Source organism: Pseudescherichia sp. (assembly GCF_031987975.1).
Lineage (GTDB): Bacteria > Pseudomonadota > Gammaproteobacteria > Enterobacterales > Enterobacteriaceae > Pseudescherichia.
The window spans coordinates 164732-187495 of record NZ_DALZYX010000008.1 but is presented as its reverse complement, the minus strand read 5'-3'; the positions used below and the strand labels follow the sequence as shown (position 1 = coordinate 187495).

The following is a 22764-nucleotide window of genomic DNA, read 5'->3' as shown; positions in this document are numbered from 1 at the left end:
CGTATTAATTAGCTGCGAACTAAAACGCGGCGCGCTTCATTGTAGCGCTTTTTCCAGTATGGCTCGTCCAGATTGGAGATCATCACACCGCTACTGGTGGAAGCATGAACAAACTGGTTATTACCGATATAGATGCCAACGTGGCGTCCGGTAGAGCCGGCGCGGAAGAGAACCAGGTCACCGGTACGCAGGCCGCTGCGTGATACCGATTTACCCATCTCCTGCTGTTCGTAGGTCGAACGCGGCAGCTCAAGGCCAAACTGTTCACGGAAGGTGCGCTGTACAAAAGCGGAGCAGTCGATGCCACGCTTGGTATCACCGCCAAGACGGTAACGCACGCCTTTCCAGCTGGCGTATTGGTCCATGAGTCGCGACTTAACGTCGAGATTACGTACCATATTTTCAAATTCATCCTGAGAGGCTTGCAGTGAAGAGGCATCTTCCATGCCCACAACATGCGTCTCAGGGTGCATATTCTTTGCGGTATTTGTCGAACAAGCTGAAAGCAGTGCCGCTACTGCGATCGCGGGGATAGCCCGCCAGAGATATCTCAGGAACGGTTGAGATTTGACCATGTTGCTTATTTTCCCTTGAAGTCCTTAACGATAAATATCGTTATAAAAATGCCAAACGTGACGAGCCTAATTACTTGCGCACTGAGAGACAATTCCTCTTGGTCAAATCTGTGGTGAAACGCACAAATTAATTCACAGCGGGAATATTTATCTCTGTGAGGCGAAACGTCATCGAGATTACCCGATCGTTTCCCCCATTGCGAGTGGTTTTATACGATTTTTTATAAGAAATTATGATAGACAAAGTGAAAAAAATGATTTGTATGAAAAGTGGCCTGTCTGGCGCGAAAATCATTCAACACGCTAATTTGTAAAGAAATTTAAATGACAAAACGATGACAGTTTGCGGCTATCGGTAAAAATTTGTGTCAGGGATCCTAAAGAATCCCTGATTAACGTTGTTAATTACACGTGTTTAAATGTTATTAAATTGTTTATTTTTGCTGGGGAGATAACGATCAAACAGTGAAATTACCCCATCGCTTAATGGCGTAAGCAAGACCCACGGCAGGCCAATAAGTACCGCAGAGAGCGATCCGACAGCGATATCGCTAAACCAGTGGGCGCCAATCATTACCCGCGGAAAAGCGAAAACCACAAAAATAATCAGGGCAATTAAAAAGGTTTTAACACCGAAATAGCGCCACATAATTGTGGAAAAAATAAGCAGCATCATACCGTGATCGCCAGGGAAACTATCCTTTGACGCATCCTTGGTGGATATATCCAGTAAATCGCTTACCCGCCAGATATCGCTGAAATAGAGTGTAGGGCTGGCGCGTTTAACTGGATAGAGATGCTGCGCCAGCTGGTTTACTATCAGCGCCGTCAGCAGCATCATGAAGCCGATTGCCACTATCCGCTGGCGGCCTGCGCCGTCCGCTTGTAGCCAGAAGGTGAACATGACGCTACCCATTGCCAGCAGCGAACAGACGTCAAATCCCCGGTTATTGGTAATCGCCACCAGCCACAGAAAGGCGCGGCTCTCCACCAGCAGATGATTGAAAAAATGAAAAATCGCGGAGTCCAGCGTAAACCAGGCGCCATGATTGACGGGCAGGTACCAGGATAAAAACAGTGCCAGCCCGGCAACGTTAAGCAGTAATATAAGAGACAGTCGGTTTTTCATTATTCCATCACGGCAGATTCTAAAGCCGCAACGTTAATCCGCATCCGCTAAACGAAGCTTCAACAGAGCGGACTGAAGCGCGTTCCAGTCCACGTCATGATCCGCAATCAGCTCAATACGACTGTCCGGTGGGGCGACGTTTTGCGTCTCAATGCGAAAATCTTCCCCCTGGCGATTGATGCGCACCAGCCCCTCGGCAATGCGCATAACGCCTTTTACCCGTCCAGCCGGGGCCAGACGCGCCCACTCCAGGATCCCCACGGTGTCAAACCGCGTTTCAGCATCAAAAATCCAGCCGCAGGCCTGATGACCCTGGCCGCTGTTCAGGCTGCGCCGCCAGCGCTGGTGGGCGGGCAGGCTCAGCGCTGCCAGCCCCTTTTTCTCGCCGTGGCTATGATTGTGCTCGGCGCTGGTGGGCAGCTCGCGGCGGTTGCGACGCGGCGTGTCCAGCAGCGCAGGATCGATCTCGCCCTGAGTAGCTGTTAGCAGCTGGCGATCGCCGCTGAACTGCTGCCACCACGTAGCCAGTGCCGCCTCGCTTTCAGGGGTTGCGCGATCGCTTTTATTGGCGATGATAATATCCGCCGCCGCCAGCTGATCGCGGAAGTTCTCGTTAGTGACCGCCTTTTCATCCAGCAGCTGGCGCGGATCGAGCAGACAGAGGGTGGCGCGCAGGTCGATCCACGGCTCGTAGACCTCAGCGGTGAGGATATCGAGGATCTGCTTCGGATGGCCCAGCCCGGTTGGCTCAATCAGCAGGCGGTCGGGTTTCCCCTGGCGCAGCAGCGTATTCAGTCCTACCTGCATCGGCAGGCCGTTGACGCAGCACATGCAGCCACCGGGGATCTCTTTCAGCAGCGCGCCGCTCTCAGCCATCAGCGCGCCGTCAATGCCGACTTCACCAAATTCATTGACCAGCACGGCCCACTTCTCCCCCGCCGGCTTGTTTGCCAGCAGATGCAAGATCGAGGTGGTTTTGCCGGTGCCCAGGAAGCCGGTAATTAGGTTGGTCTTAGTCACATTCACTCCAGAAATAGTCCCGCCCGCGTAGGGGCGTCAAAACGATCCCACCATCCTGGCGAAAAAAGAGTGAAAAGAGAAGGGTAACCGCGGACGGCAGCATTTTCCGTCCGCGATAAAAGCAGGAAAGGTTAATGCTGTAGCGTGGTAATGACCGCCTGATGCGCGCCCTGGGTCGCGATACGCTGCCAGGCACTCTCGATGGCGGAGACAAAGGCCGGATTGTCCGGCAGATCGCTGCCGAATATTTCACTGAGCGAGAGCAGGGCCGCGACGCGCTCGTCTTCGCTGCTCTGGGCGACCTTCTCACGGAACGTCTCAGCCAGCGGATCGCGCACATCAATGGCCCGGCCTGCATCATCAACGCCGCTGACGTAGCGCATCCAGCCCGCCACGCCCAGCGCCAGCAGCGGCCAGTCGGTCCCGCGCTCCAGATGCAGGCGAATACTCTCCAGCATACGTTGGGGGAGCTTCTGGCTGCCGTCCATTGCAATCTGCCAGGTGCGGTGCTGAAGCGCCGGATTGGCAAAGCGCGCCAGCAGACTCTCGGCATAATCTGTTAAATCGACGCCGGTAATGCGCAGCGTTGGCGCCTGCTCATCCAGCATCAGGCTGCGGGCGGCGGCACGGAAATGCGTGTCAGCCATACAGTCATTGATGTGGGCGAAGCCAGCCAGGTAGCCGAGATACGCTAAAAAGGAGTGACTGCCGTTGAGCATCCGCAGCTTCATCTGCTCCCAGGGGAGAACGTCATCGACCATCTGCACGCCGGCGGCTTCCCACTCCGGACGCCCGGCAACGAAGTTATCTTCGATGACCCACTGGATAAACGGCTCGCAGCTGATGGCGCACGGATCCTCTACCCCCAGCACGTCAGCGATTTCAGCCAGCGAGGCGTCGGTGGCGGCGGGTACAATGCGATCGACCATCGTGCCCGGGAAGCTTACCTGCTCGCCGATCCACGCTGCCAGCTCGGCGGAGCGCTGCTGCGCCATCCCCAGCACGGCGTTTTTAACTACGTGACCGTTGTCAGGAATGTTGTCGCATGAGAGAACGCTGAACGGGGGCAGTCCCCGCTCGCGGCGGCGGGCGAGAGCCTCAACCAGAATGCCCGGTGCGGAGTGCGGCTCCTGCGGGTTTTGCAGATCGTGCACGATGCGTTCGTTACGGGTATCCAGTTTGCCGGTGGCCGGATCGATGCAGTAGCCTTTTTCGGTAATGGTCAGGGACACAATCGCCACCTGCGGCTCGCAAAACTTCTCAATGATGGCCGCCAGTGAGTCGAGCTTCGCGTTCAGACACTCTTTTACCGCCCCGACGATAATCGCATGATTCCCCTCGGCCCCTTTTTCCAGCACGGTAAAGAGATGGTCCTGCTCGCGGAGCTGGGTCATTAACGTATCGCCGCTGAACAGGCTGATTTCACAGATCCCCCAGTCGCCACCCCGGGCATTGAGCACCCGATCGGTTAATAGCGCCTGGTGGGCGCGGTGAAAAGCGCCAAATCCAAAGTGAACAATGCGCGAGCGCAGCGCCTGACGATCGTACCCGGGTTGTTGAACGTTTTCCGCGAGGGCAACAGAGGCAATAGTTTTCATGACCAATACACCTGATTAACCAATAATTAACAAAATGCAGTGTAAAGTTATATGACAGCAAATTAAATTGGTGTGCCTCAAATATCTGCGGAACGTGAGCTGGATCAATCAAAGCTGGTGGACCAATTGACCATGTCGGGGAAACATGTATGGTAGTCGTCATCTGTGTGCGTCATATTGGTATAACAACTTTATCTGAGGATTAGGCGATGGAACAAACCTGGCGTTGGTACGGTCCGAACGATCCGGTTTCACTTGATGATGTCCGCCAGGCGGGCGCTACGGGCGTGGTCACTGCGCTGCACCACATTCCCAACGGTCAGGTATGGCCGGTTGAAGAGATTAAACAGCGCCAGGCGCTGCTGGCTGAAAAAGGGTTAACCTGGTCGGTCGTCGAGAGCATTCCGGTACACGAAGAGATTAAAACCCATAGCGGCCAGGTTGACACCTGGATTGCCAACTACCAGCAGAGCATCCGTAACCTGGCGGCCTGCGGCATTGATACCGTCTGCTACAACTTTATGCCGATCCTCGACTGGACCCGTACCGATCTGGAGTATGAGCTGCCGGACGGTTCGAAAGCCCTGCGTTTCGATCAGATCGCCTTCGCTGCCTTTGAGCTGCACGTTTTGCAGCGTAAAGGCGCGGAAGCGGACTATAGCGAAGAAGAGCAGCGCCAGGCCAGGGCGTGGTTCGACAACGCCAGCGCGGCGGAGATCGACAAGCTGACCCGCAATATTATTGCTGGCCTGCCGGGAGCGGAAGAGGGCTATACTCTGGACCAGTTCCGCGCCCGCCTGGCGGAGTACGACGGCATCGATAAAGCGCAGCTGCGTGAGAACATGGCCGTCTTCCTGCGGGCGATTGTGCCGGTGGCGGAAGAGGCTGGCGTGCGCCTGGCGGTGCATCCGGACGATCCGCCGCGCCCGATCCTCGGCCTGCCGCGCATCGTCTCTACCATTGACGATATGCAGTGGCTGAAAGAGACCGTCGATAGCATCAATAACGGCTTCACCATGTGCACCGGCTCCTACGGCGTGCGCGCCGATAACGATCTGGTAATGATGGTGGAAACCTTTGGCGATCGTATTCACTTCACCCACCTGCGCGCAACCTGCCGGGAAGAGAATCCAAAAACTTTCCACGAGGCGGCGCATCTGCAGGGCGACGTTGATATGGTGTCGGTGGTGAAAGCCATTCTGACCGAAGAGCAGCGGCGTAAACAGGCGGGCGATCTGCGTCCGATCCCGTTCCGTCCGGATCACGGCCATCAGATGCTTGATGATCTGCGTAAGAAAACCAACCCGGGCTATTCGGCAATTGGTCGCCTGAAGGGGATGGCGGAAGTGCGCGGCGTCGAGCTGGCGCTGAAGCAGACGCTGTTCCGCGATTTATTATAGGTCAGAGGTAGGCCGGGTAGGGCGTTAGCCGCCACCCGGCATTTATAGCGCTTATGGGATATTAATCCGCACGGCCCATGTAGCGGCTCTCTTCGATATGAATGCGGATCTTCTCACCGGTGGTCAGGTACTCAGGCACCTGGATCACCAGACCGGTGCTCAGGGTTGCTGGTTTGGTACGCGAGCTGGCTGATGCACCTTTAATACCCGGCGCGGTCTCCACAATCTCCAGATCCACCGTCTGCGGCAGTTCCAGCGCCAGCAGCTGGCCATCCCACGTCAGAACCTGCATATCCGGCATGCCGCCTTCCGGCATAAACTGTAATTCTTCTTCAATCTGCTCTTTGGTAAAGATATACGGGGTGTAATCCTCTTTATCCATAAAGACGTATTCGTTGCCGTCCACATAGGAGAAGTCAACGAAGCGACGGGTCAGGGTTACGGTATCAACGATATCATCGCCCTTAAAACGCTCTTCAACTTTCAGCCCGGTGCGGACGTCAGCGAAGCGCATTTTATAGAGGGTTGCTGCACCACGGGCACTGGGGGATTGAATATCGATATTTTTTACAATCAGCAACTTACCGTTGTAATTCAATACCATACCTTTTTTGATTTCGTTCGCTCTTGCCATGATGGATCCTGTGCGGGAAAAGTGGGAAAAATATCGCGACAAAGTACTCGCGAGGGGCGCGGTTGGCAAGCCTCTTCGCCAGGTTTTGCATCTTCACTACGAAAAGTGTTAGCGTGCGGCAAAGCGTCGGCATCTGCCGCGCTATTCACTACGAAAAGAGAGCCGTTTTATGGAGTGTCGCCCGGACTGCGGAGCCTGCTGTACCGCCCCGTCAATCAGTAGTCCTATCCCCGGGATGCCCAACGGCAAACCGGCCAATACGCGCTGCGTTCAGCTCTCTGCGGACAACCTCTGTAATATCTTCGGCTCCCCCCTGCGCCCGAAGGTCTGCTCCGGCCTGCAACCGTCGCGGGAGATGTGCCTCACCAGCCGCGACGAGGCGATGACGTACCTGCTGACGCTCGAAGCGGCAACTGCACCCTAAACGTCCTTAATTCGAGCCAGACAGACGGCGGCTAACAGCGCCATCGCCAGCGCGATCCAGAACACAGCGTGATAGCTCCAGATCTCCGCTACCACCCCGGCCAGCGAACCGGCGATGATCCAGCCGACGCGGGTGGTATTGGTATAGAGCGTGGTGGCTGCGCCAGCCTGGCGCGGCATCAGATCCTGAAAATAGAGCATGCCAATCCCCGCCAGAATACCGATGTAGATAGCGTTCAGCAGCTGGAAGGCCAGCAGCAGGGCAGGAGTATGCACCGTCAGCATTCCAATATAGAACAGCAGGCCGCTCGCGACTGCAATACGCATCAGGAAACGCTTACCGAAGCGTTTTGCATAGTAGCCCGCAATCAGCATGGTCGGGATCTCCAGCCCGGCGGCGGTACCCATCATCACGCCGGCAAGCTTCTCCGGCAGATGCAGCTCCTCAATAATAAACAGCGGCATATTGATAATGTAGAGGCTGTTGGTGCCCCACATCAGGGTGCAGACGGTAAACAGCAGCAGCGCGTCGCGGCGATTGGTGCGCGGTGCTTCAGCTACGTCAGTGGCGAGGCGTGGCTCCTTGCGCATGGCGGGCAGAAAGAGCCAGACCATTACCCCGCAGACAATAAAGGCTACCGCCGCGCTGAGATACATCGCCGTAAAACCAAATCCCATTGCCAACGCGTAGGCCAGCGGCGGGCCAATCACCCATGCCAGCGACACCTGGGCGCGCAGTATTGAACTGAACATCACCGCTTCCCGGCCAGTATGGTCGGCATGCTCTCTGGCGAGGGCGAACATCTGCGGGTTGGCGGTAGAGCCAAAGCTGCTCAGGAAGACACCAACAAACAGCAGGATAAAGTAGTTACGGTTCCAGGCAAACAGCACGCAGGCCAGCACGCCAAGCAGGCAGCAGAAGACGATCAGGTTTTTCCGGCTCCCTTTACGGTCGGAGCGCCCGGCCAGAAACTGACTGACCAGGATGCCAATCACCGCGCTGCCGGTAAAGAAGAAGCCAACCATCGCCGGACGAACGTGCACCTCGTTGGTCAGAAACAGGCTCAGGGTTGGGGTCTGTAACGCCCCGGCGATGCCGGTTAAAAAGGCAACGATCAGAAATGCGGCAGAGGTGAAATCAACGGGTCTTGGGGCTGCGTCAGCAGGAGAAGTTTGCATCTTTGACTATCGTTTATCGTAGAGAGACGCGGATTTTACGCCGCTGGAGCGAAAATAGACAGCTGTCGAAATGGCTTTTGCCACAAAAAAGCAAAACAGTATTTTGAAATAATTATCATTAAGGCTGACGTTGCTGAAACAGACCGTAAAGCCAGGGCGTCGTGTTCAGCAGCGCGTCGGCAGAAGGTACAGAAATGTGCATTAGCTCTAAATTTTAATACCGAAATTAAGAGTTTCCTTGATCCCTTGGGCGTACTGCGCAAGACTTCGTGAAACGTTTCAGCGTCATCTGCCCGATCGTTCTCCGCGCCGATGACGCTCCATTTCACCAGCTAGCTGAAACGATTCAAGTTCAGCAGGAGTGGAGATTCATGTTCCAGTTATCCGTTCAGGACATCCATCCAGGCCAGCAGGCCAATAACAAAGAAGAGGCTATTCGCCAGATAGCGGGCGCGCTGGTGCAGGCGGGCAACGTAGCTGATGGCTATGTGGCCGGTATGCTCGCGCGCGAGCAGCAGACCTCAACCTTCCTTGGCAACGGCATCGCTATTCCGCACGGTACTACCGATACCCGCGACCAGGTACTGAAAACCGGCGTCCAGGTCTATCAGTTCCCGCAGGGCGTGCTGTGGGGTGAAGGCCAGGTAGCCTATGTTGCTATCGGCATCGCCGCCAGCTCGGATGAGCACCTGGGCCTGCTGCGCCAGCTGACTCACGTTCTGAGCGATGATGACGTTGCCGCTCAGCTGCAATCAGCGACTACCGCTGAAGAGCTGCGCGCCCTGCTGATGGGTGAAAAACAGAGTGCTGGCATGAAGCTGGATAACGACACGCTGACTCTCGACGTGGCGGCCAACGATCTGGTGACCCTGCAGGCGCTGAACGCCGGACGCCTGAAAGAGGCTGGCGCAGTTGACGTTAACTTTGTGACTCGCGCCATCAGCGAACAGCCGCTGAACCTCGGCCAGGGGATCTGGCTGAACGATAGCGCTGAAGGTAACCTGCAAAGCGCCATTGCCGTCAGCCGGGCGGCAAACGCTTTTGACGTCAACGGCGAGCGCGCGGCGCTGCTGGTGAGCGTGGCGATGACCGACACCGGTCCGGAAGCGGTGCTGAAGCGTCTGGCTGACATTCTGCTGGCCAATAAAGCTGACCGCCTGCTGTCCGCTGATTCCGCCACGCTGCTGGCGCTGCTGACCAGCGATGACGCGCTGAAGGCTGACGTGCTGAACGCTGAGTTTGTCGTGCGCAACGAGCACGGTCTGCACGCTCGTCCGGGGACGATGCTGGTCAATACCATTAAACAGTTTAACAGCGACGTGACCGTCACTAACCTGGACGGCAGCGGCAAGCCTGCTAACGGCCGCAGCCTGATGAAGGTGGTGGCGCTGGGCGTGAAGAAAGGGCATCGTCTGCGCTTTACTGCACAGGGTGAAGATGCTGAACAGGCGCTGCAGGCGATTGGCGAAGCCATCGCGAGCGGTCTGGGGGAGGGCGCATAATGAGCAGACGTGTTGCCACAATCACCCTTAACCCGGCCTACGACCTGGTGGGATTTACGCCGGAAATTGAACGCGGTGAAGTAAACCTTGTCCGGACTACCGGCCTGCACGCGGCAGGTAAAGGGATCAACGTCGCCAAGGTGCTGAAGGATTTAGGCATTGACGTTACCGTCGGCGGTTTCCTCGGCAAAGATAACCAGGATGGCTTCCAGCAGCTGTTTAGCGAGCTGGGCATTGCCAACCGTTTCCAGGTGGTGCAGGGCCGTACCCGTATCAACGTTAAGCTGACCGAAAAAGACAGTGAGGTCACAGACTTTAACTTCTCCGGTTTCGAAGTGACCCCGGCGGACTGGGAACGCTTTGTTGCCGACTCCCTGAGCTGGCTGGGCCAGTTCGATATGGTCTGCGTCAGCGGCAGCCTGCCGGCCGGCGTCAGCCCGGAAGCCTTTACCGACTGGATGACCCGCCTGCGCAGCCAGTGTCCATGCATCATCTTTGACAGCAGCCGCGAGGCGCTGGTCGCCGGGCTGAAAGCTGCGCCGTGGCTGGTGAAGCCGAACCGTCGCGAGCTGGAGATCTGGGCCGGGCGTAAGCTGCCTGAGCTGAAAGATGTGATTGAAGCCGCTCATGCCCTTCGTGAGCAGGGGATCGCCCACGTGGTGATCTCGCTGGGGGCGGAAGGCGCGCTGTGGGTTAACGCTTCAGGCGAATGGATCGCCAAACCGCCGTCAATGGAAGTGGTAAGCACCGTTGGCGCAGGGGATTCGATGGTTGGTGGTCTGATTTACGGCCTGCTGATGCGTGAGTCCAGTGAGCATACGTTACGCCTTGCGACCGCGGTCGCGGCGCTGGCAGTCAGCCAGAGTAACGTCGGCATTACCGATCGTACCCAGTTAGCCGCGATGATGGCGCGCGTTGACTTAAAACCTTTTAACTAACAGCAGGAGAGCATAATGAAAACGCTGCTGATTATTGACTCCGCGCTTGGACAGGCTCGCGCTTATATGGCGAAAACCCTGCTGGGTGCGGCGGCACAAAAAGCAAATCTGCAATTTATCGACAACCCGAATGAAGCGGAGCTGGCCATCGTGCTTGGCTCCAGCATGCCAAACGACAGCGCCCTGAGCGGCAAGAAAGTGTGGCTCGGGGACGTGAACCGCGCCGTCGCGCATCCGGAACTGTTCCTGAGCGAGGCGAAAAGCCACGCCGCAGTCTACAGCGCCCCGGTCGCCGCTGCTGCTCCAGCCGCTCAGGCGACAAGCAGCGGTGTGAAGCGCATTGTGGCGGTGACGGCATGCCCGACCGGCGTGGCGCACACCTTTATGGCGGCGGAAGCGATCGAAACCGAAGCCAAAAAACGCGGCTGGTGGGTGAAGGTTGAAACTCGTGGTTCCGTGGGTGCCGGTAACGCCATCACCCCGGAAGAGGTGGCCGAGGCGGATCTGGTGATCGTGGCGGCGGATATCGAGGTGGATCTGGCGAAGTTTGCCGGTAAGCCGATGTACCGCACCACCACCGGACTGGCGCTGAAGAAAACCGCCCAGGAGCTGGATAAAGCCCAGGCGGAAGCGAAGCCTTATCAGCCTTCCGGCAAAGCCCAGACGGCAACGGAAGGGAAGAAAGAGAGCGCGGGCGCATACCGTCACCTGCTGACCGGCGTCTCCTATATGCTGCCGATGGTGGTGGCGGGCGGTCTCTGTATCGCCCTGTCCTTCGCTTTCGGTATCGAAGCGTTTAAAACCCCTGACACTCTGGCCGCTGCGCTGATGCAGATCGGCGGCGGTTCAGCGTTCGCGCTGATGGTGCCGGTGCTGGCTGGGTATATTGCCTTCTCTATCGCCGACCGTCCGGGTCTGACCCCAGGCCTGATTGGCGGCATGCTGGCGGTCAGCACCGGTTCCGGCTTTATCGGCGGTATCATTGCAGGTTTCCTTGCGGGCTACGTAGCGAAAGCGATCAGCCAGAAGCTGAAGCTGCCGCCGAGCATGGAGGCGCTGAAGCCTATCCTGATCATTCCGCTCTTCTCCAGCCTGGTGGTTGGCCTGGCGATGATCTACCTGATCGGTAAACCGGTCGCGGGTATCCTGACTGGCCTGACCCACTGGCTGCAAACCATGGGTACGGCGAATGCGGTACTGCTGGGGGCGATCCTCGGTGGCATGATGTGTACCGACATGGGCGGTCCGGTTAACAAAGCGGCTTATGCCTTTGGTGTTGGCCTGCTGAGTACCCAAACCTATGCGCCGATGGCTGCCATCATGGCCGCAGGTATGGTACCGCCGCTGGCGATGGGTGTTGCAACCATGGTTGCCCGTAAGAAGTTCGATAAAGGGCAGCAGGAAGGGGGCAAAGCCGCGCTGGTGCTGGGTCTGTGCTTCATCTCCGAGGGGGCGATTCCGTTCGCTGCTCGCGATCCGATGCGTGTGATCCCGTGCTGTATCGTGGGTGGTGCGGTGACCGGGGCCATCTCAATGGCGATTGGCGCGAAGCTGATGGCGCCGCACGGCGGCCTGTTTGTGCTGCTGATCCCGGGGGCGATTACGCCGGTGCTGGGCTATCTGGTGGCAATCGTCGCCGGTACGCTGCTGGCAGGTCTGGCCTACGCCTTCCTGAAACGTCCGGAAGCGGAAATGGCAGTGAAAACCGCGTAACGTTGCTGGATCAAAAAGGCAGCCCACGGGCTGCCTTTTTTATGTCCGGTACAACAGTCTTAAACCGTGGCTGTCTGCACCTGCTGCGCCTTCAGCCACGCAATCTCTTCATCCCAGATATCTGAGTTAATGGTCTCGAGGATCAGCGGAATACCGTCGAAGCGGGTGTCCTGCATGATCCAGCTAAAGGCCTCGTGGCCAATATTGCCTTCGCCCAGGCTGTGGTGGCGGTCAACGCGGCTGGCAAAAGCGCTTTTGGCATCGTTGAGGTGCATTCCTCGCAGATACTGGAAGCCGACGATGCGCTCAAACTCGGCAAAAGTTTTTTCACAGGCCTCGCTGCCGCGCAGATCGTACCCCGCCGCGAAGGCGTGGCAGGTATCGATGCAGACGCCAACGCGGGATTTATCCTCCACGCCGTCGATAATTGCCGCAAGATGCTCAAACTTAAAGCCGAGGTTGCTGCCCTGGCCAGCGGTATTTTCAATTACCGCCGTGACGCCCTCGGTTTTATCCAGCGCGATGTTGATAGATTCAGCGATGCGCGCCAGGCACTCATCCTCCGGGATCTGCATCAGGTGACTACCGGGATGGAAGTTCAGCAGGGTCAGACCCAGCTGCTCGCAGCGCTGCATCTCATCGATGAAGGCTTCCCGGGACTTCTCCAGCGCCTCGGCTACCGGATGCCCCAGGTTAATGAGATAGCTGTCGTGAGGCAGGATCTGGCCTGGACCAAAGCGGTGCTTTTCACAGGCGGCCTTGAACTCGTCGATGGTTGCACGACTGAGCGCGGCTGCCCGCCACTGGCGCTGGTTTTTAGTAAACAGGGCAAAGGCGGTGGCCCCAATCTCTGCCGCACGCACGGCGGCATTTGCTACGCCGCCCGCCGCGCTAACGTGCGCGCCAATAAATTTCATCTACAACTCCTGTAAAACCCGCAGGTAAAAACAAAGGCGTATGATAGCGGGTTCGCGGCAGCAGAATGTATTGATTTATGCCATCAGCTGATGAACCGCCAGGTTAATGGCACCGCCGCCGACAATCAGCCAGACAAACAGGAGCAGCGCCATCAGCAGCGGCAGCGCCCCCGCTTTGCGGATCGCGCTAATGTGCGTCGTAACGCCCAGCGCCGCCATCGCCATGGCCAGCAGCAGGGTATCCAGCGTGACCAGCATATCGACAGCGGCTTTCGGCAGCAGCCCGAAGGAGTTAAACACCGCCACCACAATAAACAGGATCGCAAACCACGGAATAGTGATTTTGCTGCGTTGACCCGCGTCAGCGGGGGCCAGCTGCTTTACGCGGGCAGCCAGCAGGATCAGGAACGGAGCCAGCATCATCACCCGCAGCATTTTAGCGATCACCGCTGCGCTCTCCGTTTCCGGGCTAACGGCGTGACCTGCGGCAACCACCTGCGCCACCTCGTGCATGGTCGATCCTATATAGATGCCGTAACTCTCTGGCGTAAACCAGTGCGCAAGCAGAGGATAAAGGGCGGGATAGATGAAAATCGCCAGCGTGCCGAAAATCATCACCGTGGCGATGGCCACCGTGACCTTGCTGGATTCGGCTTTCAGCACCGGCTCGGTGGCCAGCACCGCCGCTGCGCCGCAGATGCTGCTGCCAGCCCCGATCAGCCAGCTGGTCTGTTTGTCGAGGCCAAATACTCTCTGACCTAAAAAACAGGCCAGGAAAAAGGTGCTGGAAAGGGTCAGCACATCAATAACGATGCCGCTGACGCCGACGTCAGCAATCTGGGTGAACGTCAGGCGAAAGCCATACAATATAATACCCAGCCGCAGCAGATGCTGTTTAGCAAACAGGATGCCGCTCTCACAGGGACGTCCGATCTGCGGATAAAGGGTGTTACCCAGCACCATGCCAATTAAAATGGCCAGCGAGAGGGCGCTAAAGCCGGCTCCGGATACGGCGGGAATATTGCCACTCCACAGCGCTACGCCAGCGACGGCTGCGCTGAGGGCCAGGCCTGGAATAAGATGTCTCGCACTATGATGATGTTTTAATACCAGTTCAGCCATAACCTTCTCCTCAGTCAGGATAAAAAGGTTACGTCGGGCTGGTTTAAAAATAAAATTGATTATATATTTATAATTAATCTATATAAGTGGTAAGCGATGGTGCTTGCCCTACAGGATCGTGACCATGCATATCACCCTGCGCCAGCTGGCCGTCTTTGCTGAAGTGCTGAAAAGCGGCTCGACAACCCAGGCTTCCCAGATGCTGGCTCTCTCCCAGTCGGCGGTCAGCGCGGCCCTGACCGATCTGGAAGGGCAGCTGGGCGTACAGCTTTTCGACCGGGTTGGTAAACGGCTGGTGGTCAACGAACATGGGCGTCTGCTCTATCCAAAGGCGCTGGCGCTGCTGGAGCAAGCTACGGAGATTGAGCAGCTGTTCCGGGAAGATAACGGCGCGATCCGCGTCTATGCCAGCAGCACCGTTGGCAACTACATTCTGCCTGAGATTATTGCCCGCTACCGCCGCGACTTTCCGGCACTGCCGCTAGAGATGAGCGTGGGCAACAGCCAGGACGTGATCAACGCCGTAGCGGATTTTCGCGTCGATATCGGCCTTATTGAGGGACCGTGCCATACCGCCGAGATTATATCGGAGCCGTGGCTGGAGGATGAGCTGGTGGTGTTCGCCTCTCCGGCTTCACCGCTGTTGCGGGGGGAGGTAACGCTGGAGCGCCTCGCCAGCGCCCCCTGGATCCTGCGCGAGCGCGGGTCCGGTACTCGGGAGCTGGTTGATTACCTGCTGCTCTCCCATCTGCCGCAGTTTCATCTGGGCATGGAGCTGGGCAACTCGGAAGCCATCAAACATGCGGTGCGCCACGGGCTGGGGATAAGCTGCCTGTCGCGCCGGGTGATTGCCGAGCAGCTGGAGGCCGGCACGCTCAAGGAAATCGCCATTCCGCTGCCGCGTCTGGTGCGTACCCTTTGGCGTATTCATCATCGCCAGAAGCATCTCTCCAGCGCCCTGAAGCGCTTCCTGCGCTACTGTGAGATCTAAAGATTTGATGCTTTACTTATAATTCATTACCGATCATGAAGGTCTCTTATAACCGCATATTTGAGCCAGAAGGATGTGGTGACGTCTGCTACAATCCCGCCTCATTTTTTTGATGGATAGCATTTTCATATGGTTTCCGAAACTAAAACCACACAAGCGCCCACGCTTCGCCGTGAACTCAAGGCGCGACACCTGACAATGATCGCTATTGGCGGATCAATTGGTACAGGTCTCTTTGTTGCCAGCGGCGCAACCATCTCCCAGGCGGGTCCCGGCGGCGCGCTGCTCTCTTATGTATTGATTGGCCTTATGGTTTACTTCCTGATGACCAGTCTCGGTGAGCTGGCGGCCTATATGCCGGTATCCGGTTCGTTCGCCACCTATGGGCAGAAATATGTGGAAGAGGGCTTTGGCTTCGCGCTGGGCTGGAACTACTGGTACAACTGGGCGGTGACTATCGCCGTTGACCTGGTAGCTGCCCAGCTGGTGATGAACTGGTGGTTCCCGGATACGCCGGGCTGGATCTGGAGCGCGCTGTTCCTGGCCGCCATCGTACTGCTGAACTGGATCTCGGTAAAAGGCTTTGGCGAGGCGGAATACTGGTTCTCGTTAATTAAGGTCGCCACCGTCATTATCTTTATCATCGTCGGCGTGATGATGATCCTTGGCATCTTCCAGGGCGCGAAACCGGCTGGCTGGAGCAACTGGGGCATTGGCGACGCGCCGTTTGCCGGTGGCTTTGCGGCCATGATCGGCGTGGCGATGATTGTTGGCTTCTCCTTCCAGGGAACCGAGCTGATTGGTATTGCGGCAGGTGAGTCGGAAGATCCCGAGAAGAACATCCCGCGCGCGGTGCGCCAGGTGTTCTGGCGTATCCTGCTGTTCTATGTATTCGCTATCCTGATTATCAGCCTGATCATTCCCTATACCGATCCGAGCCTGCTGCGTAACGATGTGAAAGACATCAGCGTCAGTCCGTTCACCCTGGTATTTGAACACGCGGGCCTGCTCTCGGCGGCGGCGATAATGAATGCGGTGATCCTGACGGCGGTTCTCTCTGCGGGTAACTCGGGTATGTACGCTTCCACGCGTATGCTCTACACCCTGGCCTGCGACGGTAAAGCGCCGCGTATCTTCGCCCGTCTCTCTAAGGGCGGCGTACCGCGTAACGCCCTGTATGCCACCACGGTAATTGCCGCGCTCTGTTTCCTGACCTCGATGTTTGGCAACCAGACGGTTTACCTGTGGCTACTCAACACCTCGGGCATGACCGGGTTTATCGCCTGGCTGGGGATTGCTATCAGCCACTACCGTTTCCGCCGTGGTTACGTTATGCAGGGTCATAACCTGAGCGATCTGCCGTACCGTTCCGGTTTCTTCCCGCTGGGACCGATCTTTGCCTTTGTGCTCTGCCTGATTATTACTCTGGGCCAGAACTATCAGGCATTCCTTGAGGATACTATTGACTGGGGCGGAGTCGCAGCGACCTATATTGGTATCCCGCTGTTCCTGATCATCTGGTTCGGCTACAAGCTGACTCGCGGAACGAAATTTGTCAGCTACAAGGACATGGAGTTCCCGAAAAGATTTAACAAATAAATCCTTTCACTATCAAGCCCTTTCATTTTGAGAGGGCTTTTTTTTGCCCACAATTTCTCCATAAATCCTCACCTTGACATAACTTTTAACAATTAAATTGATAATCATTATTATTTGCTTTATCGTTACGGCCGACTCGCCAACGTAGCGGGGAGAAGATAAAACCTTGTGAGCAAAACTTCTTAGATTTGTTGTGGTTATCTCATGGAGAAATGGAATGTTTAGGTTGAATCCCATCGTGCGGGGAGGGCTTTGTGCGTCCGCAATGGCGCTGGCGCTGCCAGCTTTCGCAGTTGATAGCGAGTCCGACACTCTGGTCGTCACTGCCGCCGCCACGGAGCAAAATCTGAAGGATGCCCCGGCCAGTATTAGCGTTGTGACGCAGCAGGATCTGCAGCGTCGGCCGGTCAATAATCTGAAGGATGTGCTTCAGGACGTACCGGGCGTACAGCTCACCAACGAGGGCGACAACCGTAAAGGCGTCAGTATTCGCGGCCTAAGCAGCAGCTATACGCTGATCCTGATCGACGGCAAGCGTGTTAACTCCCGTAACGCGGTCTTCCGCCATAATGACTTTGACCTGAACTGGATCCCAGTGGATGCCATTGAGCGTATTGAAGTGGTACGCGGCCCGATGTCTTCGCTCTATGGTTCTGACGCCCTGGGCGGCGTCGTCAACATAATTACCAAAAAGGTCGGCCAGCAGTGGACCGGCACCCTCTCTGCGGATACCACCCTCCAGGAGAAGCGCGATCGCGGCGATACCTGGAACGGCCAGTTCTATACCAGCGGTCCGCTGGTGGATGGCGTACTCGGCGTGAAGGCCTTCGGCAGCGTGGCGAAGCGCGAGAAGGATAAGCAGGAGCCATCAGACACCACTGCAACCGGTGAGACACCGCGCATCGAAGGCTTCACCAGCCGCGACGCGAACGTAGAGTTTGCCTGGACGCCGTCCGAGAACCACGACTTCACCGCCGGATATGGCTTTGATCGCCAGGATCGCGACTCCGACTCCCTCGATCGCAACCGTCTGGAGCGCGAAAACTACTCTCTTAGCCATAACGGCCGTTGGGATACAGGCAACAGCGAGCTGAAATTTTACGGCGAAAAGGTAGACAACAAAAATCCGGGCAGTAAAGGCATTACCTCAGAAAATAATACCGTGGATGGTAAATATGTTCTGCCGCTGGAGATGATTAACCAGTTCGTGACCGTTGGCGGCGAGTGGCGTCACGATAAGCTCGAGGATCCGGTTAACCTCACCGGTGGCAGCAGCAGCAGTACCTCCGCCAGCCAGTACGCGCTTTTCATTGAAGACGAGTGGCGTATTTTCGAGCCGCTGGCGCTGACGACCGGCATTCGTATGGACGATCACGAAACCTACGGGGATCACTACAGCCCGCGCGCCTACCTCGTCTATAACGCCACCGATACCGTAACCGTTAAGGGCGGCTGGGCAACAGCGTTTAAAGCGCCCTCCCTGTTACAGCTCAGCCCGGACTGGGCCACAAACTCCTGTCGCGGCAGTTGCCGGATTGTAGGTAGTCCGGATCTGAAGCCGGAGACCAGCGAAAGCTTTGAGCTGGGACTCTACTACAGTGGGGAAGAGGGCTGGCTGGAGGGCGTGGAAGGAAGCATTACCACCTTCCAGAACGACATAGACGACATGATCAGCATCAACCGTACCGCTGATGCCGCCGCTGCGCCGTCTTACTCAAACTTTGTTGGCTTCTACACCAACGCCAACGGCAGCCGGGTACCGACGTTCCGTTATTTCAACGTCAATAAGGCCCGTATTCGCGGCATAGAGACCGAGCTGAAGGTGCCGTTTGACGAGGCGTGGAAGCTGACCCTGAACTACACCTATAACTATGGCCGCGATCTTAGCGACGGCGGTGATAAACCGCTGCAGGAGCTGCCGTTCCATACTGCAAACGGTACCCTGGACTGGCAGGCGTTGCAGGACTGGTCGTTCTACGTCTCCGGTAACTATACCGGAGAGAAGCGTGACGTAAGCAACACGGGTAAAACGCCGGGCGGCTACGTAATTTGGAATGCGGGTGGCGCATGGCAGGCGACGAAAAACGTTAAGCTGCGTGCCGGGGTGCTTAACCTTACGGATAAAGATCTGAGCCGCGACGACTACAGCTATAACGAAGATGGCCGACGCTATTTTATGGCTGTTGATTACCGTTTTTAGCAGTAAATAAAAAAAAGGGGGGTGCCAGCCCCCCTAAAAAACTACGACTTATTTCTTATTATCGGAGGAGATATAGTACTTTATTATGCCAACAATCAGGCCTCTAATTTTATAAGGCCCAACAAAGCCGGTAATAATTCCGACTAAAGGAAAAAACAGGTGATAATGGCTGCCATGAAGTAATACGTCTAAAAAAGCCAGCGCGCTAACGACGCAGACCAGACTGCTTATAAAAATATTCCCCGGAGAAGCTTTTTCAACGTACCCTGACCAGCAGGAGACGATAAAAGCGCTCAGACCGCAAAAAGTGGCCAATGGGTGATTAGTTAAAAAAATAATTAAATTAACGAGATAGCTCATTGCTGGTATGGCCTGATTTCTTTAAATCAGCAAATACCCTGGACATCACCTGTGCTGTCTCTTTATTGTTTTTAGCTTTCCACTGCGAGTAGAACCATAACGTTTTGTTAATGACGCTGCGCTTTAATACGGTAGCCCCGTCTACGTTGAGCAGGCTCAATAATGGATCTGTTGAGATGATTACTGCATGATGATTATTGACCCTATACATCATATCAATCAGATCGCTGTCAGAAATTTTTTTGATATTTCTGAATTTTATTTTATCACGCGTGAAGAGATCGGTTACGCTACTGTCGGAGTCAAAGTCATGATAAATGTCAACCTCCCCTCCACGGATCATCTTTTCACAGGCGGCATGCGTCGAGTTAATATAGATATCAAAGGATACTGGCTCGGCTCTGGCGTACTGGCTAGTAAAATTTTTATCTGCAATAACAATATCATAGAAGTGAAGCTCTGAAGAGAGATCGTCCTGCTTTATCTCATCTGCCAGAGTAAATTCATTGTTAATGTTACTATTAGACAGCGCAACGCTTAGGTGGCTTATAATTGATCTGGGAATATTTCGGCTGCACATGATGCGGGTGACAGGCAGCCCGTCGTCGGTATACATGCAGTGCTCAATTTTAACCAGATCGTTATAGTAGGGCACAATTTTATTATATAGGATTGTGCCGAATTTACTGGGCGTCATTCCCTCCTTGGTTCTGATAAACAGGGGAACCCCCAGCGACTGCTCAATATCGGAAATCGCCTTACTCATCGGCGTTCTCGATATATGCATCCGCTGGCAGGCCTTACTTACGCTGCCTTCCTCCATTACCGCTATAAAGTATTTAAGCTTATTAGAGATAAAAAGGTTCATTACTCCCTCCGACAGTGTGAATACTGCATCACAGGTAAGTTAACACTGAACAACATGATGAAGATGTGCATTTTCTATGGGCATATGCCTGAGAAAGGTGCGGCCATTGTATCGCGCTACATTTTTTTAACTTCAAAAAATAAAGATCGTTACGATTCATGTATTTAATCAATCAATTTCAACTATTCATTTGATTTATCAATAATTGGTCGCCATCGCGCGTTGCGCTTGAGGCGGAAGAGTGAGGGTCAAGTTTAGGGAGAAGTAAACGGGTGGTTTATTTCTGGAATGTCGTTTTAGATACTGCTGGCTAGATCACGGATATATTTTGTCGCCAGCCAGAAAAATATTTAGCGGAGTTAGCTGACCAGTTTAACGTTATTTAACTACCCCACGCTAAGCGGGGTAGTGGTATTAGTATGGTACTTAGCTGGCGTGCAAATATTGGGCATGAAAACGCAGGTGGTCTTCAATAAAGCTGGCGATAAAAAAGTAGCTGTGGTCATAGCCCGGCTGCACGCGTAGCGTCAGCGGCCAGTCGGTCTGGCGTGCCGCTTCGGCAAGGCGGGCAGGCTGAAGCTGCTCGGCCAGAAACGCGTCGCCGTCGCCCTGATCGATAAGGGTTGGGATAGCGTCTCCCGGCTGGCTGGCCTGCATCAGTGCGCAACTGTCCCATGCCTGCCAGTCGTTGCGGTTATCACCCAGGTAGGCGCTAAAGGCCTTCTCGCCCCACGGAACCTGCGCCGGGTTAACGATAGGCGCAAAGGCTGAAACGCTGGTAAATCTGCCTGGATTTTTAAGCGCCACGATCAGCGCACCGTGGCCACCCATAGAGTGGCCGCTGATGGCGCAGCGATCGCTGACGTTAAAGTGTTCTTTCACCAGCGCCGGCAGCTCGTCGCACAGGTAGTCATACATCCGGTAGTGGGCCGCCCAGGGCTGCTGAGTCGCATTAAGGTAGAAGCCTGCACCTTTACCCAGATCGTAACCGGCGTCATCGGCCACATCATCACCGCGCGGGCTGGTATCCGGCATCACCAGTACGATCCCCAGCTCGGCGGCCACGCGCTGCGCCCCGGCCTTGGTAGTGAAGTTCTCATCGTTACAGGTCAGGCCGGACAGCCAGTAGAGCACCGGCAGCGGCGCATCGTTCGCCGACGGCGGAACAAAAACGCTGAAGGTCATCGTACAGTTCAGTACGGCGGAGTGGTGCTGCCAGCGCTGTTGCCAGCCTTCATAGCAACGATGTTGTTCGAGCATTTCCATGCCTGTCTCCTCGGATCGTCATACTTTCGTCTGTTTGATTAATCATACAGATAATTCGTAAGCCGGGAGAAACTTTCACTTCCGCATAAAAGCAATATCAAGCATCATAAACGCAACTTTTTATTAACATTTGAGGCGGTTATGGCGGTACGCATTGCGCTGGCCGGGTTTGTGATGCTGATTGTAGCGATGGGGATTGGACGCTTTGCTTTCACTCCTCAGGTGCCGCTGATGATCCGCGACGGTCAGCTGAGCCTGACCAGCGCGGGACTGGTCGCGGCGATGAACTATCTTGGCTACCTTATCGGGGCGTGGGATGCTATGCGCGCTCGCCATCGCGTTGAGCAGAGGCTCTACGTTGGCATCGTGGGGGCGGTGCTGCTGACCTTTCTCTCGGCGCTGGCAGTGAATCCACTGCTGCACGGCGCGCTGCGGCTTGTCATCGGCGTGATGAGCGGCTGGGCGATGGTGCTGACCGCCGCGTGGGTCGGCGACCGGCTGGCGCATACGGGTAGGCCAGGTCTTAACGCAGCGGTGTTTGCCGGTCCCGGCGCGGGTATTGCCCTCAGCGGTCTGCTGGCGGTGGCGATCCAGGCGCAGGGGCTGTCGGCAGCGGCGGGCTGGCTGGTGTATGGCGTGCTGGCGCTGGTGCTCATTATGCTGATTGCGCGCGATCTCCCCCGACCGGGCGCGCTGCACCGCAGCGGCGAGCAGCCTCAGCCGCTGCGCCTAACGGGAAATATTAAACGGCTGGCATGGAGCTACAGCCTGGCCGGATTCGGCTATATCCTGCCCGCCACCTTTCTGTCGCAGATGGCAGCGCTGCGCTTTCCCGGGAGCCTGTTTGCCCAGTTCGTCTGGCCGGTGTTTGGCCTGGCCGCCGTAGTGGGTATCGCCATCAGCGTGGCGCTGCGTCATAAAGGTGAGAGCCATCAGCGTCTCGCCGTGGTGCTCTGGTTACAGGGAGTCGGGGTGATTGCCGCCTGGCTGCTGCCGGGCATGGCGGGGCTGGTCTGCGGCGCGCTGCTGGTAGGGGGCGGCTTTCTCTGTGCCGTGCAGCTGTCGCTGCTCTATGGCCGTGAGCTGGCGGCGGGACATGCCCGCTATATGGCCGGACTGCTTACCACGGGCTATGCCGTTGGCCAGCTGGTGGGACCGATGACGTCGGCGCTCTCGACCTGGCTAACCCATCGCCTGGAGCCTGCGCTGGGTCTGGCAGGCGCAGCACTTTTTATTGCCGGGGCGCTGGTCTGGCGACGTCATGATGAAAGGTAATAGCAATTTCAATAATTATCATGACGCAATACTAGATTCTGCCCGCGTCCTCACG

General features: G+C 56.1%; 20 protein-coding genes. 9 read left to right on the top strand and 11 right to left on the bottom strand.

Features of this window, described 5'->3' with window-relative positions; translation table 11 throughout:
• Positions 1-8: 8 nt before the first annotated feature.
• The 4 genes from mepS to RTN40_RS15840 all read right to left on the bottom strand — a co-directional run bounded on the left by mepS (position 9) and on the right by RTN40_RS15840 (position 4322).
• Entirely contained in the window at positions 9-575 is a 567-nt protein-coding gene (mepS, locus tag RTN40_RS15855; protein ID WP_312229304.1) for a bifunctional murein DD-endopeptidase/murein LD-carboxypeptidase, read from the bottom strand.
• Between the two features lie 415 nt (positions 576-990).
• Positions 991-1704, bottom strand: a complete 714-nt coding sequence (locus tag RTN40_RS15850) for a phosphatase PAP2 family protein (RefSeq protein WP_312229303.1) — start codon at positions 1702-1704, stop codon at positions 991-993.
• Between the two features lie 33 nt (positions 1705-1737).
• A complete protein-coding gene (locus tag RTN40_RS15845; protein ID WP_312229302.1) occupies positions 1738-2724 on the bottom strand; it encodes a GTP-binding protein in 987 nt (328 codons plus the stop codon).
• Between the two features lie 131 nt (positions 2725-2855).
• On the bottom strand, positions 2856-4322 hold the full coding sequence (locus RTN40_RS15840; protein WP_312229301.1) for a fructuronate reductase: 1467 nt from the start codon (positions 4320-4322) through the stop codon (positions 2856-2858).
• Positions 4323-4531: 209 nt separating this feature from the next.
• Between RTN40_RS15840 and uxuA the strand changes: the two genes are divergently transcribed.
• Entirely contained in the window at positions 4532-5722 is a 1191-nt protein-coding gene (uxuA, locus tag RTN40_RS15835) for a mannonate dehydratase (RefSeq protein ID WP_312229300.1), read from the top strand.
• 61 nt (positions 5723-5783) lie between these two features.
• Here the strand turns inward: uxuA and yeiP are convergent, their stop codons facing one another.
• Positions 5784-6356, bottom strand: coding sequence for an elongation factor P-like protein YeiP (gene yeiP, locus RTN40_RS15830; RefSeq protein WP_312212227.1), 573 nt, complete (start codon positions 6354-6356; stop codon positions 5784-5786).
• A gap of 169 nt (positions 6357-6525) precedes the next feature.
• On the opposite strand from yeiP, the gene RTN40_RS15825 reads away from it, so the two are divergent.
• Entirely contained in the window at positions 6526-6780 is a 255-nt protein-coding gene (locus RTN40_RS15825; protein WP_312229299.1) for a YkgJ family cysteine cluster protein, read from the top strand.
• On the opposite strand, the gene setB is transcribed toward RTN40_RS15825, so the two are convergent.
• Positions 6777-7958: a sugar efflux transporter SetB gene (gene setB / locus RTN40_RS15820; RefSeq protein WP_312229298.1), complete on the bottom strand. Its 1182-nt coding sequence runs from the start codon at positions 7956-7958 to the stop codon at positions 6777-6779. The genes RTN40_RS15825 and setB overlap by 4 nt on opposite strands.
• A 371-nt stretch (positions 7959-8329) precedes the next feature.
• Between setB and fruB the strand changes: the two genes are divergently transcribed.
• From fruB to fruA, 3 genes are read left to right on the top strand one after another with little or no spacing between them, the layout of a single operon-like run.
• Positions 8330-9460, top strand: coding sequence for a fused PTS fructose transporter subunit IIA/HPr protein (gene fruB, locus RTN40_RS15815; RefSeq protein ID WP_312229297.1), 1131 nt, complete (start codon positions 8330-8332; stop codon positions 9458-9460).
• Entirely contained in the window at positions 9460-10398 is a 939-nt protein-coding gene (gene fruK, locus RTN40_RS15810; protein ID WP_042389694.1) for a 1-phosphofructokinase, read from the top strand. Before fruB ends, fruK begins: the two co-directional genes overlap by 1 nt.
• 15 nt (positions 10399-10413) lie before the next feature.
• Complete coding sequence (fruA, locus tag RTN40_RS15805; RefSeq protein ID WP_312229296.1) at positions 10414-12111, top strand: PTS fructose transporter subunit IIBC; 1698 nt, start codon at positions 10414-10416, stop codon at positions 12109-12111.
• Between the two features lie 59 nt (positions 12112-12170).
• On the opposite strand, the gene nfo is transcribed toward fruA, so the two are convergent.
• Together nfo and RTN40_RS15795 are read right to left on the bottom strand one after the other, a co-directional pair.
• The gene (gene nfo, locus RTN40_RS15800) at positions 12171-13028 is read right to left on the bottom strand and encodes a deoxyribonuclease IV (protein WP_312229295.1); all 858 of its coding nucleotides are present in this window, start codon (positions 13026-13028) and stop codon (positions 12171-12173) included.
• Between the two features lie 75 nt (positions 13029-13103).
• Positions 13104-14150: a YeiH family putative sulfate export transporter gene (locus RTN40_RS15795; RefSeq protein ID WP_409418535.1), complete on the bottom strand. Its 1047-nt coding sequence runs from the start codon at positions 14148-14150 to the stop codon at positions 13104-13106.
• A 124-nt stretch (positions 14151-14274) separates the two neighbouring features.
• On the opposite strand from RTN40_RS15795, the gene yieE reads away from it, so the two are divergent.
• The 3 genes from yieE to cirA all read left to right on the top strand — a co-directional run bounded on the left by yieE (position 14275) and on the right by cirA (position 18940).
• Entirely contained in the window at positions 14275-15141 is an 867-nt protein-coding gene (gene yieE, locus RTN40_RS15790; RefSeq protein WP_312229294.1) for a DNA-binding transcriptional regulator YeiE, read from the top strand.
• 129 nt (positions 15142-15270) lie between these two features.
• Complete coding sequence (locus RTN40_RS15785) at positions 15271-16740, top strand: amino acid permease (protein WP_312229293.1); 1470 nt, start codon at positions 15271-15273, stop codon at positions 16738-16740.
• A gap of 217 nt (positions 16741-16957) precedes the next feature.
• The gene (gene cirA / locus RTN40_RS15780; protein WP_312229292.1) at positions 16958-18940 is read left to right on the top strand and encodes a catecholate siderophore receptor CirA; all 1983 of its coding nucleotides are present in this window, start codon (positions 16958-16960) and stop codon (positions 18938-18940) included.
• A gap of 48 nt (positions 18941-18988) precedes the next feature.
• On the opposite strand, the gene RTN40_RS15775 is transcribed toward cirA, so the two are convergent.
• From RTN40_RS15775 to fghA, 3 genes are all read right to left on the bottom strand, one after another.
• The gene (locus RTN40_RS15775) at positions 18989-19300 is read right to left on the bottom strand and encodes a phage holin family protein (protein WP_312229291.1); all 312 of its coding nucleotides are present in this window, start codon (positions 19298-19300) and stop codon (positions 18989-18991) included.
• Positions 19284-20168, bottom strand: coding sequence for a LysR family transcriptional regulator (locus tag RTN40_RS15770; protein ID WP_312229290.1), 885 nt, complete (start codon positions 20166-20168; stop codon positions 19284-19286). The genes RTN40_RS15775 and RTN40_RS15770 overlap by 17 nt, the downstream gene beginning before the upstream one ends.
• Positions 20169-20594: 426 nt before the next feature.
• Positions 20595-21434, bottom strand: a complete 840-nt coding sequence (gene fghA, locus RTN40_RS15765; RefSeq protein ID WP_312229288.1) for an S-formylglutathione hydrolase — start codon at positions 21432-21434, stop codon at positions 20595-20597.
• Between the two features lie 141 nt (positions 21435-21575).
• Between fghA and RTN40_RS15760 the strand changes: the two genes are divergently transcribed.
• Entirely contained in the window at positions 21576-22709 is a 1134-nt protein-coding gene (locus tag RTN40_RS15760) for a YbfB/YjiJ family MFS transporter (protein WP_312229287.1), read from the top strand.
• The last annotated feature ends 55 nt before the right edge of the window (positions 22710-22764 follow it).